Annotated in this window: 9 protein-coding genes; 8 read left to right on the top strand and 1 reads right to left on the bottom strand. The window is 56.0% G+C overall.

Translation table 11 applies throughout. The features are described 5' to 3' along the window. The 6 genes from B1748_RS37340 (at position 1) to B1748_RS03115 (ending at position 6,017) form a co-directional block, all read left to right on the top strand. Positions 1–246, top strand: coding sequence for a hypothetical protein (locus tag B1748_RS37340; protein ID WP_483874412.1), 246 nt, complete (start codon positions 1–3; stop codon positions 244–246). A 142-nt stretch (positions 247–388) separates the two neighbouring features. Beyond that, the gene (locus tag B1748_RS03135; protein WP_306299308.1) at positions 389–1,438 is read left to right on the top strand and encodes an SIS domain-containing protein; all 1,050 of its coding nucleotides are present in this window, start codon (positions 389–391) and stop codon (positions 1,436–1,438) included. Next, positions 1,438–2,496, top strand: a complete 1,059-nt coding sequence (locus B1748_RS03130) for an ROK family protein (RefSeq protein WP_087566417.1) — start codon at positions 1,438–1,440, stop codon at positions 2,494–2,496. Before B1748_RS03135 ends, B1748_RS03130 begins: the two co-directional genes overlap by 1 nt. After that, the gene (gene fba, locus B1748_RS03125; protein ID WP_087566416.1) at positions 2,493–3,347 is read left to right on the top strand and encodes a class II fructose-1,6-bisphosphate aldolase; all 855 of its coding nucleotides are present in this window, start codon (positions 2,493–2,495) and stop codon (positions 3,345–3,347) included. The genes B1748_RS03130 and fba overlap by 4 nt, the downstream gene beginning before the upstream one ends. Next, entirely contained in the window at positions 3,323–4,849 is a 1,527-nt protein-coding gene (locus tag B1748_RS03120; RefSeq protein ID WP_087566415.1) for a polysaccharide deacetylase family protein, read from the top strand. Before fba ends, B1748_RS03120 begins: the two co-directional genes overlap by 25 nt. A gap of 25 nt (positions 4,850–4,874) precedes the next feature. Beyond that, positions 4,875–6,017 carry an acyltransferase domain-containing protein gene (locus tag B1748_RS03115; protein WP_087566414.1) on the top strand — a complete coding sequence of 381 codons (1,143 nt, stop codon included), beginning with the start codon at positions 4,875–4,877 and terminating at the stop codon, positions 6,015–6,017. A 401-nt stretch (positions 6,018–6,418) separates the two neighbouring features. On the opposite strand, the gene B1748_RS03110 is transcribed toward B1748_RS03115, so the two are convergent. Further along, a complete protein-coding gene (locus B1748_RS03110; protein WP_087566413.1) occupies positions 6,419–7,009 on the bottom strand; it encodes a Uma2 family endonuclease in 591 nt (196 codons plus the stop codon). A gap of 569 nt (positions 7,010–7,578) precedes the next feature. Between B1748_RS03110 and B1748_RS03105 the strand changes: the two genes are divergently transcribed. Both B1748_RS03105 and B1748_RS03100 read left to right on the top strand, forming a co-directional pair. Then, a complete protein-coding gene (locus B1748_RS03105; protein ID WP_143810229.1) occupies positions 7,579–12,030 on the top strand; it encodes a cadherin-like beta sandwich domain-containing protein in 4,452 nt (1,483 codons plus the stop codon). Beyond that, positions 12,027–13,043, top strand: coding sequence for an S-layer homology domain-containing protein (locus tag B1748_RS03100; protein ID WP_087566411.1), 1,017 nt, complete (start codon positions 12,027–12,029; stop codon positions 13,041–13,043). Before B1748_RS03105 ends, B1748_RS03100 begins: the two co-directional genes overlap by 4 nt. Positions 13,044–13,257 lie beyond the last annotated feature (214 nt).

Here is a 13,257-nt window from a genome sequence, read left to right as displayed (position 1 = left end):
TTGACGAACCGAACGCGGTTGATGTCTATGGAAAGTCGCATTATGCAATTAAACCGCTATCTCGTCGGCTGGAGGTTATTTACCGCGTTATGTCTAATTCCAGGCGAGAAACGTGGGAAATGTCTCGAAACACAAACAATGCCCTTCCGACTTCCTATTGGGAAGCTTTCCGGAATCAATCAGCGTGCTGTGCAGCGAGGTAAATCCAAACCGATGGCGACATGTGCGAACGGATCTTTACTTTAGATGCTGGCGTAGTTCAATGCGGGCGAAAAATAGGGAGCGAAATCGGATAAAAAAGGTAAGCTCGTGTAACGAATGGTTTATTTCGGCGGCAGGTGAGGCGTTTTATGATGGTAGGGAATACGTAAACGGGAGGTTGGATGTTGTGCAAAAGGGAAAGATTACGCTCCCGGAAATCGGGGGCCAGGCGGAAGCGATAGCCGCGGCTTGGATAGGGCTGCAGGAGCAAAAGGAGTGGGTTTCATCTTATATCGGGAACGAAAGCTTTGATGAGATCGTCTTCATCGGCTCGGGCTCGTCTTATTATCAGGCGATGATCATGGCTGCGACGACCCGGTTATGGCTTGGCAGAAGGGCCGTTGCCTTGCCCTCCTCTGACATTTTGCTTTTCCGGGAGCAATCGGTAGCGGGGGCGGGAAGAGTCTTGCTGGTCGGCGTGTCGCGATCCGGCGAATCGTCAGAAGTCATTCTCGCGTTGGAATCGGTGAGCGGTCTAGCGGACTGGACGTCTTGCGGCATTACCTGTTATCCGTCCAGCAGGCTGGGTGTCATGACCGACTGTCTGTTTTCCCCGCTGGGACAAGAGTCGAGCACGGTCATGACGAAATCGTTCAGCAGCATGACGTACATGATGCAGTCCGCGATCGCGCTGGCGGCAGGGACTTCATTCGCAGGGCAAATGGAAACCGTGAAGGATCTCGCGCCAGACATCGTAGGACGAAGCGCCGAATTCGCGGAACGGCTAGCGACGGACTACCGGCATGAAAAGTATATTTATTTGGGCATGGGCTCGTATTACGGCGTAGCGCAGGAAGCATGCCTCAAGCTCAAGGAAATGGCGTACGTTTGGACGGAAAGCTACGGGACGCTGGAGTTCCGCCATGGCCCCAAATCGATCGTGGAGCCCGGCACGTTGGTCTGCCTGCTGGTATCCGAGCAAGCGCGCGCGTACGAGCTGAAGGTAGCCGAGGAGATGAAGGAATACGGAGCTTCCGTATTATTGCTGACGGCAGCCAAAGGCGAAGATACCGCGTTTGCCGACGAAGTGTTCGAGATCGGGGCGGTCTATCTCTCCGATGAAGCGCGTGCAGTACTCTATTTGCCGTTGCTGCAATACATTGGTTTCTATACCGCGCTGCAACGAGGCGTGGATCCCGATCATCCCCGCAACTTGACGCAGGTTGTCACGATCTGATGCGGAACCTGGATCGTAAGCATAGAGAGATTGCCGGGGCCGGTCATGGCGCAACGAACGAACGAGGGTCCGTCCTCACGATCGGCATCGACGTCGGAGGCACGAATATCGTATGCGGCGCGGTAGACGCGGCGGGGCGGGTTATCGGCAAGAGAAAGCTGCCTACGGACGCGCGGGAAGGCCCGAATGCGGTGCTGGACAGAATCGCGGCGATGGTTGAGGTCGTAAAGGCCGAATGCGGCGGAGTCGGCACGATAGCGGCGGCAGGCATCGGCATCCCGGGTCTGATCGATCCGGAGGCGGGCATCGCCAGGGCGGCAGGGAATCTGGGATGGCTTGACGTGCCCGTTGCCGCCGAGCTCGAACGGCGGATCGGCGTTCCGGTGCGCGTGGACAACGACGTGAAGCTTTACGTCTACGGAGAAGCCGCGGCCGGCGCGGGCAGAGGTTATCGGCACGTGCTTGGCATGACGATCGGAACGGGAATCGCTTCCGCCGCGATCAGCGACGGCAAGCTGTTGTACGGACACAAATCGATGGCGGGAGAGCTTGGCCATATTCGGATGGAAGGCGTGCAACTGCCCTGCACCTGCGGTTTAAGAGGCTGTCTCGAGACGGTCGCTTCGGCTTCCGGCATGCTGCGGCGCGCCAGAGAGCTGCTGGAGCAAGGCCGGGAGAGCGTGCTGCGCGAGCGGTTCCCGGGAGCATGCATTCACCGGTTGACCGGCGCCGATTTGTCTCTGGCGATGGACGAAGGAGACCCGCTGGCGACGGAGATCATCGTAACGGCGGGAGAGTTATGCGGGCAAGTGCTTGCGAGCGCCGTGTCGGTGCTTAGCCCGGAGATCGTCATTATCGGCGGGGGCGGGGCGCTTGCCGGAGAACGTTTGTTGTCTCCTTTGCGCAAGGAGCTGTTAGACCGACTGTTCCCGGCTTTTCGGGAAGGGCTGCGGGTCGTCGCGGCCGAGCATAACGATGACGCCGGCACCATCGGAAGCGCTTTGTACGCGCGCGAACGGCTGTTAGAGAAGGGACAAACAGGGAGGAAGTTCATATGACATTGGTATCTTCGACGCCGATGCTTGCCGCCGCCCGCGCGGGCGGCTATTGCGTCGGCGCCTTTAACGTGCACACGCTTGAGATGCTTCAGGCCGTCGCGGAAGCGGCGGAAGAGGCGCGCTCGCCGCTTATCATTCAGTCCACCGTAGGCACGGTCAAACATCTCGGAGCCGATTATATCGCCGCCGCGGCCAAAGCCGCCGCGGACAGAAGCTCCGTGCCGATCGCGCTGCATCTCGATCATTGCTCCGACTTCTGCATCATCATGCAATGCATCCGCGCGGGGTATACGTCGATTATGATCGACGCCTCCCACGATCCGTTCGAAGAGAACGTAGCCGCAACGCGCAAAGCGGTCGAGGTCGCGGAAGCGGTCGGGATCAACGTGGAGGCCGAGCTCGGAAGGGTCGGAGGAGTGGAGGACGACATCGTCGTCGACGATCGCGACGCGCTGCTCGCGGATCCGGACGAATGCGCGGAATTCGTGGAACGGACGGGCGTCCATACGCTGGCGCCAGCAATCGGCACGGCTCATGGCATTTACAAGGGCGAGCCGAATATCGACTTCGAACGTATCGGCCGCATCGCTTCCAAGGTCGGGGTGCCGCTCGTTCTGCACGGCGGCTCCGGCATTCCGGACAATCAGGTGAGAAGGGCGGTGGCGCTCGGCATGTCCAAGATGAACGTGGCGACGGAGCTGCGAATCCTTTTCTCCGATGCGATCAAGTCGGTGTTTGCCGAGTATCCGGACGAGAACGATCCAAGAAAATATATGGTGCCGGCCAAGCTGGCGCTTAAAGCGGCGGCGATCGAGAAGATGCGAGTATGCGGCTCGATCGGCAGAGCATGAAACACAAAGTGACGACGGTAGCGCTTAACGCGTCGATCGACAAAACGTGTTACGTGTCGGCTTGGTCCAAAGGCATGGTGACGAGGGCAACGGAGTCGATTGCCACGGCGGGCGGCAAAGGAGGGATTCAGGTGGGACAGATCAAAGTGTTGTTTTGGTTCGACGTCGAGGATTTCATTAATCCCGAATCCGAGGAAGCGCTGCTAGGCTTGCTGGATATTCTCGACGAGCGGGGCATTGTCGGCATATTCAAGCTGGTCGGGGAAAAAATCCGCGTGCTCGAGCGTAACGGCCGCGAGGATATCCTTGCCAAGCTGAGGAGGCACGAAATCGGCTATCATACTGATTGGCATAGCGTGCATCCCGTGGTAACGGAATATTGCGAGCCGCTCGGCTTTCGCGAAGGGGCGGAATCGTTCCTTAGCCGCGAAGGCGGCGGCTTCGGCGATTTGGCGCGGATCACGGGCCGGCCGGTGCGATGCTACGGTCAGCCCGGCCAGGCTTGGGCGCCGCAGTCGTTTCCGGCGCTTCGCCGGTGGGGAGTAGAGGCTTACTTGGACGGCCATGATCAAGTGTCGATGAACGGCAGGCCGTTCTGGTATGGAGGGCTGCTGCATCTGGCATCGCTAGAAGGGCTGATGTTCATGCCCCTGCAGGATGGCGCGTTGGATGAAGCAATGGCGAAATTCGATCGTCTCTGCGAGAAGCAACGGGACGAGGAGGTTGGATTTATCAGCATCTTCTATCATCCTACCGAATTCGTGTTCGAGGAATTCTGGGATGCCGTTAATTTCTCGGAGGGGCGTAATCCGCCGAAGGAGCAGTGGGTCAAGCCGCGCTTCCGTCCGGACGGCGATACGCGAAAGTATTTGAACCGAGTGGGCGAATTTATCGATTATACGTTGACGAAACCCGGAGTAACGTACGCCAGGTCCCAAGAGATCGTAACGATGGAACGCTCCGATCGGCGACCGCTCAGCCGGGAAGAGGTGGTACGGTTCGCGCGGCAGACGGGGAACGAATGGGGTTACGTTACGGACGGAGCGTTATGCTTGTCGGCATCCGAGCTGTTTTCGACGTTCAGGGAGTACGTTGCGGGGGCGGATACGCCCGTTCCGGAGCTTCTGTACGGCCCGGAGCGGGAGGTTGGCGACAGGATTGCGAAAGGTGGACTCGTCGTCGTGGCGGATGTGCTGGAAGCGCTTCGGAAGCCCATGCCCGAGGTTCTCGGCTATAAGCATTTGCCGGATTCCTATGCGGTGGGGGACTCGGTGCTCGGTCCCGTCACGATGGCTTGCACGCTTGCGGCGATCATCGGGGAAGGACTTCGGCCCGAAGACGCCGTCGTTCCGCGGAAAGGAAGGCTCGTCCCTGAGAGGCATTCCGCGAACGGCGGGGAGTGGGCCGGCTACTGGAGCATTTTCCCCACGGACTTTAAGGCACCGAACGTCGTCGAGCTGTCGCGCTTGCAGACTTGGACGATGAAACCGGCGATATTCTAAATGCAAGATGGAGGTATGGTTAAGCATGGGCAACAACATCATGGAGTTCTTGGAAGCCGCTTCCGTCAGGGAGGCGAATAAGCTGCTGCGCTTGCCGGAACCCGCAATAAGCGCCGTTCTGGACGCGGCGGAGCTCGCGCGGGGGAATCATAAGCTGGGAGAGGTTTTGAGCGAGACCCTGGCAGCAGTCGTATCCGCCGCCGATCCCACCGAATTCGCGGCCGCGGCAGGTCAGATCGCGAGCGGCCTGCCGTCTCATGCAGCGCTGCTTCAGGAGGAGATGGGAGATCAATCGGGGCTATTCGCCGTTCTGATCGTCCTTGGTTGCCTGGATTGGACCCAAAAGTATTATGCGGAGCGCGGAATACCGGAAGAGATATTGGAGGAAACGTTCGGCGATCTGTCCTTGTGGATGAAACATTACGAACGGAGGCATGGACGCTGGGGATTGGATGAATTGGGCTGGCTGCTGAATCACGCGGGAGGGAAGTTGTTCCGGCTGGGGAGGCTGCAATTCATCCATACGACCTTGAATCATGGGGTCATGGTCTTGCGTCATGAAGGGAATGGAGACATTCGTCTTCTATCCGAGCCTGGCATTGTCTACCGCAAAGACGGACGGGTGAACGGCACCAACGGCATTTATGGGACCGATCGCTGTTGGACGGCAGCTTACCAGGAGGATGCCGACGGCTTTGCCGGCCATCCCATCGACGGCTCCGGGCTGGCGGCGGAGGAGCTGGTTCGGTTGCCGGCTGCGGAGTGGCGCGTTGTGCTGCGCTCCGGCGATGACGTCCTCGACATGCATATCCCGGAGGGAGAGCCGCTGCGCCCGGAACCTTGCGAAGACTCGATGAGGCGGGCCATCGGTTTCTACGAAACTTATTTCCCGGACAAACCGTTCCGCGGATTCGTCTGCGTTTCTTGGCTGCTGGATCGGCAGCTAGCAGAGTTGTTGCCGGCGGATTCCAATATCGGGGCGTTCCAGCGGCTGCTGCATCTGTTTCCCGCCCGGTCCGACGAGAAGGATACGTACCGCAGGGTTTTCGGCGCCGAAACGTTGGATCCGGAGACGGCGCCAAGAGATACCGGCCTCAGGAGAGTGATTCTCGGGCATGTAGATTCCGGCGGCTTCCTGCACGGAGGCGGGGGATTGCGTCTGTGCTAGACGATGCGTACAATAGCGACTCTCTTGCATCATCCCTATAAATAAACACCTGCGATCGGTCAAAGGACAACGCAGGTGTTTATTCGTTCTAGTCAATATTGCAGGTGCAGACGAACCAATCGCATGAAGACGGTAACGGCCACGAAACCTAGCGATGCGGCATCGCGGAAAGAACTTCTCGCTCAGTGTCCTTGAATATCCGAGAAGTCCGGGTCGGAGTCGCCGTCGTCGGCCACCGTGATCCGTGCGTCGGATTCGAACATCGCGCGACCAATAGGCCAGGGAGAAGGGAAGGCGCTGAAAAAGAAAGCCGGCGGAGCACACGCTCCGTCGGCTTGGCGGGGAACACCGCATTCGCAATCGCGTTTAATGCTTCCGCTATATCGGTATTGGATGCACGGTTATTTCAATACGTCCGGCAAGCTGTCCATAATGTCCTGCATCGAGAATGAAATACAAGACAATATTGGAGAACTGACAACATCGTCCCCGGCGAAAACATTGGCGAGTGTATACGTATTAGAATCCCGATTCAGAAGGTATTGCTCCAGGAAGCATTCTGAGTGGTTCACAATCCAATATTCGGGTATTCCATGCTTTGCGTAGCTGATCATCTTGGACAGCTTGTCTCGCTTCGCCGTGGACTGCGACAAAATTTCCACAACGATATCCGGCGGACCTTCGATTCCTCTATAAACCAGTCGGTGCAAGTTGCTCCGCAGCAAAATGATCAAGTCGGGCTGGCGCACTTCCCGCTCGGAGAGGATAACATCAAGCGGTGCGAACAGAATAATCGCCTCATTCTCGCAAGTGCGAGATATTCGCTTCTGAATCTCAAAACTGACCAACTGATGAATACTGTTCGGCCCCGGACTCATTAATTCCAGGCGACCGTCGACAAGCTCGTAGCGGTTGCCGTCATCGAAACCGGCGTAATCGTCATAAGTTATGGTTTCCTCGCGTAGCAGATCCCTGTTTTTTTTGCGGTTCATATTGCGCCCCCTCAATCTCGCAACGAATGTTTGTTCTTATTATAGCATTATCGTCTGCTGATTACAGCTTATGAGGTGGAATACATAAGTACAGGCTACCCCTGATATGACAATGGAAACATTCAAATTTTCGTAGTTTATACAAGTATTGTGAAATAGTTCAAATTGGTTAAGCCATGACAACAACAGTATCTATGTGACTTGCGTCGTCGCGAATTATACAATTCTCGCAATCGGAAATGCCATCTTGGAAGCGAATACATGCGGGAATCTGCTTAGAAACTTGGAATCTCGCGTAACACATTGAAGAAACATCTACGGGCCGAGAAGCCGTTTACACGAACGTAAAGATGCCGATCCGTTTCAGGTAAATCATGATTAGTATAAATCAACAAGCGTTTATATTCTCCTATTGAAGCAGAGGGTATAATGAAAACGCATTCGTAAGCTTGCATGTAATTTTGTGAAGAAAGGTGGATCGAAAGCGAGAGAACAACGAAGAATTGCTTCCGTTTACATTTCAATCGATCGGCTAGTCCAACAATTCGGACAAGGGAGGAATATTCAGAGTGCTAATTTCAAGTAAACGCATGTTGTTTTCACGCAGTTTGATTGTCTTGCTTGCGGTGATGTTGTTGATTCCGTTATTGCCTACTAGCGTAGCCATGGCGGATGAACCGAACCCAACGCCGAACGAATGCAATACGATGCAGTCAGCATGGCTGTTCTGCGACGACTTCGAGCAGGATCGGTTAAGCAACTATTATTTAAACAACAAACCGGGTACGTTCGCACGATCTGTCGGTAATGGGATTGACGGATCGACGTCCATGAGCGCGAATTTCAATTCGGCCAGCAGACCGGGGGATCTTGCTCTCGCCTTCGGCAAGACGCCGGACAACAGCGCCTATCAACCTGTCGGCGATCCGGATGAGGTCGTGCGCGAGTTCTACTGGCGATTCTACGTGCAGAACGACGAGACGTGGACCAATGGCTTGAACGGTGATTTGGCCAGAGTGTTCGCTTATGGTCCGGACGATCAGATCATCGCCCAGATCAGCGTGAATATCAATGGCGGAGACATCCAGACCGCGATTCGCACGGCGACGTTCGATGAGAACGGAGCGCCGAACGGTTCGCAAAGCGCGGGAAATACTTTCTTGGATTATCCGTTCATGAAGCTGGATTCCGTCGGAAAGTGGAATTCGCTTGAAGTTCACGTCAAGCTGAACGACCCCGGGCAGAGCAACGGATTATATGAGTTGTGGCTGAACGGGCGAGTGATGGCAAAGTGGGAGAACGTCAATTGGCTGGGTTCCTACGAGGATTACGGTTTTAATGTCATACAACTTCAAAACTATAATAGTGCAGGCAGCTCGACCTACCGCCATTATGACAACATGGTATTGAGCCAAGAGAAAGTCGAGCCGTATTTGCCGGAAATCAATCGTGATCGGGATGCGCCGGCGCAGGTGCTGTTCGAGGATGATTTCAACGGATATACCGATGCTCCGAGCAACCATGGGTGGGGGGCAAGCAGTGCGATCAGTATCGATCCGACCGGCGGCGTTGATGGCTCTCATGCGGCAAAGGTAACGATAATCGGGGAAGGCACCCGTCCTTTATCTCGCAATGTGGCTCGGGATAATATATCCCAAGTATACGTCAAGTTCGACTTTCGCATGGATAATCCCTCGGGCGGAATCAAATTCCTGAAGCTGTTTGGCAGGCATATAGAACCGAATGCGAATTTCGGTTATGCCAATGCGACCTTTGGGCTAAATTACTGGCAGAATTGGCTGCAGGATATCCAATATGGCAATGGGAATACGAGTCTCAATAACGATTCGAATAACATCATCTACTATCAAGGCAATCATAACGACCCCGAGGTCGTCGTGGATCACAGCAGTCAACCTTTCGATCCGAAAGACGGGCAATGGCATACGTACGAAGCGTTCATGCGGTACAATACAGTCGGCAATCGCGACGGCGAGTTCATGGTTTTGATTGACGGCGTACCTACGTTGCATGCCACGAATGTGAAGAATCATCACGACCTGAATTCCGGGGAATTCAACAAGGTGAATTTGGCGGATTACACAAGCGCGCAACATAACGGGACGCCTTGGCATCTATGGTATGATAACGTCGTGATCATGGACAATGTCCCGGCCGATGTGCGGCAGAAGTTTGAGACGTATGTCGACCCGACGCAATTGATCGTGAATGAATGCAACTTGATGCAGCCGGATTGGATCTTCTGCGACGATTATGAAGAGAATCGCCTTAGCCAATATTATGATTATTTTAATCGCTGGGGAAGATTTCTCATCAAGACGACCGGCATGGAGAGCTCCAAGGCAATGACGTCCTATTACGGCCATTACGCTGGCGACCCGGTGACCGACCCGCACGGCACCTGGATGAAGCTGGCGTTCGGGAAGACGCCGGACGCCGCGGTGTACAAACCGAAAGGGGATCCCGACGAGATCAACCGGGAGCTGTATTGGCGCTTCTACGTGCGCAACAACACCGAAGCGACCGGTGATACGCCGATAAACAACGGTCCGCTTGCACGCGTGTACGGTTATGGACCGGACAATACGCCGATCATGAGCATCAACCTTCATTACCCGGATGCGAGCGGCAAGTTGAACTCACAGCTGTATACCGGCCAGTTCGACGGCAGCGGAAATCCGACGGGAGTCGTGTTGGCCGATGAACTGGCAGGCACGAAGCCGGTCATGCATACGGATTCGGCAGGCGAATGGCATCGGATCGAAGTCCACGCCAAGCTGAACGATCCCGGGCAGGCCAATGGGGTATACGAACTGTGGATTGACGGCGAGCTGGAGTCGAGCAAGAGCGGGATCGACTGGGTCGGCAATTACGCCGACTATGGCATCAACGCGGTGGAAATTTACAATATGAATAACCAGGCCGGGGTGCCCGGCGGGAACAATGAATACCACGCCTTCGACAATATGGTGCTGAGCCGCAGCTTCATCGGCGAAGCCGGGCAACCGGTCACGAACAATGCTAACCTGGGCGACCTGAAGCAAAGCGTCGGGAAGCTGGTTCCCGCCTTCCAGCCGACGGTAACGGCGTATGAACTAGTCCTGGAGGACGGAGTGACAGCGGTTGATCTCACGCCGGTGCTGTCCGACTCGCAGGCAACGTTGAAGGTGGATGGCGCGACGCACACCAGCAATATCGCCTATACCGTGAACGGTACGCAGACGAGCATCGAGGTCACGGCCCCGGACAGGGTGACCAAGCGGACGTATACGATTGAAGTCGTGCACGAGGAGCCGTTCCTGGTGAACGAGTGCGCCAGTCCGCAGTCGGGATGGCTGTTCTGCGACGATTTCGAAGCGGATCGGATGGATCAATACTTCGAACATACCAGGGCATCGCAGTTCTACCGGACAGAGGTTGTCGGGCTCGGGGGCTCTTCCGGCATGAAGGCGGAGTTCAGGGAAGCAGATGGGGAACAGCATGATACAGGCACGCTGAAGTTGGCGTTCGGGCGGACGCCAACTTCGTACATGACGCCAGTGGCTGCGCAAGGTGAGGATCTAGAGGAAATGTACGTCCGCTTCTACGTGAAGAACGAGGAAGGCTGGACGGGCGGTGGAGGCGACAAGCTGGTGCGAATCTCGAGCATGCAGACTGCGAACTGGGCGCAATCGATGATCGCGCATGCGTGGAGCGGCGGCAGCGGCGGCAAATTCCTTACGGCGGCTCCGGCGAGTGGCACGGATGCGGCGGGTGTCCTGAAGTCCACCAAGTGGAACGACTTCGATAATTTGCGCTGGATGAACGGGAACACGTCGGCGACTCCGATATTCGACGCGAATCATGTGGGCGAATGGTACGCGGTGGAGACACATGTGAAGTTAAACGATCCGGGCCAGAACAACGGTATCTTCGAGCTGTGGATCGACGACAAGCTGGAAGCGAGCGCCTACGACTTGAACTGGATCGGGGACTACGAAATCGGACCGGGCGCTGGCTATGGGCTGAATTGGGTCGCGCTCGAGAACTACTGGAACAACGGTACGCCGCAGGATCAGGAACGGTACTTCGACAACCTGGTCGTAAGCCGCGAGAAGATCGGACTGGCGGAAGCAGAGCAAGGACTGGCCAGCGGAGTCATCGCTGGCAGCGACAGTCCGCTGACCGCAGGCGGGAATGCGGACTTGACGATCGGCGTGGTTAATCCCGGGGATGGCTTCACAACCTTGCAAGCCGTCGTGAACTACGATCCGGCGAAGCTTCAATTCGCGACGAACGGCACGGCCTTGGCCGAATCGGCGATCGAATCGCTGCGGGCGAACTTCAGCGTGATCGGCACGGCGATCAAGCCGGAACTAGGCCAAATTATGGTGATGATGGCGAGCACCGGGCAAGACAACGCCGTGAATGAAAGCAGCGACTTGTTCCGTTTGCACGGCCAGGTGAAGTCAGACGCGGCGATAGGCAGCACGACGGTATCGCTGAGCCAGTTCGATGTAGCGATGAACGGCACGAACGTCGCACTGGATGTGTCGCAAGCGTCGGATGCACTCACGATTGAAGAAGCGATTGTAGAGGCGAACAAGGAAGCGCTGACGGCAGCAATTGCGGCGGCACAGGCGAAGTACAACGCAGCTCCGGAAGGAACCAAGCTCGGCCAATACCCGGCTGCAGCCAGAAGCACGATGCTAAGCGCGATCGGCGCGGCGACGGCGGTGTACACGAACACCTCTGCGAGCCAAGTAGAAGTAGATCAGGCAGTCATCGACCTGAACGCGGCAGTCCAGGCACTGAAGGCGAGCATCATCACCCTGGTGGAAGGCGCAACGAGCATTACGATCGCGGACCTGTCGGTTATTGCGCAATACTATGGTCTGTCGAGCACGGATACGGCATGGGGCGATATCGAAGCGGCGGACGTCTTGAATAACGGCGTAATCGATATTCGCACGCTGGCGGCGATCGCTCAGATGATCTTGGATGACTGGTTGCAGCAATGAGTAGAACGTTATGTATGTGGATGATCATTCTGTTGCTGGCAGCCGCAGCGGTGGGAGTGCCTGCAGCGGCCAGCGCCGGCAAACAGCCGGTATTTCAGATGGAGATCGTTAAATTAGCAGATCGTGCAAAATATCAAGTTATGGTCACAGCCAAAAATCTGGTTGATGTGTATGCCTACGAACTGAATTTCGCTTACGATACTAACAAGCTGAAGCTGTCAGGGAGCAAGAGCGGCGCGAGCGGGTTCGAGGCGCCGATCGAGAAAGAGCGTGAGCTCATCTACGCGTTTACCAAGATTGGTAACGCAGCAAGCCTGCAGGGCAGCGCCACATTGGTAACGCTGACTTTCGAACGGGCCGGCCACGAAGAGACGGATATCAAGCTAGCCACCGTCAGCCTGGTCGATTCGGAACTGAACAAAATCGAGTTTGAGTCCAATTTTTCGGTTTCGACAGCTGATGTGAAACAGGAGATTTCCTTCACGGATATCGATGGCCATTGGGCCGAATCGGAAATTCGGAGCGCTGTGCTGCAGAGATTCGTCAGCGGTTATCCGGACGGCACATTCCGACCTCAGCAGCCTGTATCTCGCGCCGAGTTCGCGTCGATGCTTGCTCGCGCGTTGAAGCTTGCTGTCGACAGCGGAACGGACACCGGGTTTGCCGACAACGATGCGATTCCCTCCTGGGCCCGATCGTTCATTAGGGCGGCTGTCGCGATGCAGGTGGTTCATGGCTATGACGACCGTACTTTCCGAGCCGGACAGACCATTACGCGCACGGAGATGACGGCTATGCTAATCCGTGCGCTAGGCATCAATCCGGGAGCGCAAGCTCAAGCGTCTTCTTCTTTCGTCGATGCTGAACAGATTCCGTCCTGGGCGCAAAGCGAAGTGGCGGCAGCAGTGGACCACGGCATCATACATGGCCGAGGGAACAACTTGTTCGCGCCTAATGAAAACACGACCCGTGCTGAAGCGGTGACGGCCATCTTGAACTTGCTCGACCAGTAGATTCGCGAGAATGCAGAAGACCGTCAGAACTCCATGTTGGATGGAGAGCCTGACGGTCTTCTTTCATCAATTTGGCGCAGGTGTGCTCAACTGGACCTCTGTCAAGATAGTATTCAAAGTTGCGTCATCGATTGGGAACGCTTTTCAGATATGATTCCGGGGGTATCCTCATGAATCAACTTGGAAGTATTCCCATGAGGGGTTAGGAGCGTGC

The sequence above is a fragment of the Paenibacillus sp. MY03 genome (assembly GCF_002165585.1).
GTDB classification, from domain to species: Bacteria; Bacillota; Bacilli; order Paenibacillales; family Paenibacillaceae; genus Pristimantibacillus; species Pristimantibacillus agaridevorans.
The sequence above is the reverse complement of the archived record's forward strand: the minus strand, read 5'-3'. Positions and strand labels throughout refer to the sequence as shown.

Coding starts and splice junctions, on each gene's coding strand:
- B1748_RS03130 (WP_087566417.1), top strand. CDS start 1,438: ATGCGGAACCTGGATCGTAAGCATAGAGAGATTGCCGGGGCCGGTCAT.
- fba (WP_087566416.1), top strand. CDS start 2,493: ATGACATTGGTATCTTCGACGCCGATGCTTGCCGCCGCCCGCGCGGGC.
- B1748_RS03120 (WP_087566415.1), top strand. CDS start 3,323: ATGCGGCTCGATCGGCAGAGCATGAAACACAAAGTGACGACGGTAGCG.
- B1748_RS03115 (WP_087566414.1), top strand. CDS start 4,875: ATGGGCAACAACATCATGGAGTTCTTGGAAGCCGCTTCCGTCAGGGAG.
- B1748_RS03110 (WP_087566413.1), bottom strand. CDS start 7,009: ATGAACCGCAAAAAAAACAGGGATCTGCTACGCGAGGAAACCATAACT.
- B1748_RS03100 (WP_087566411.1), top strand. CDS start 12,027: ATGAGTAGAACGTTATGTATGTGGATGATCATTCTGTTGCTGGCAGCC.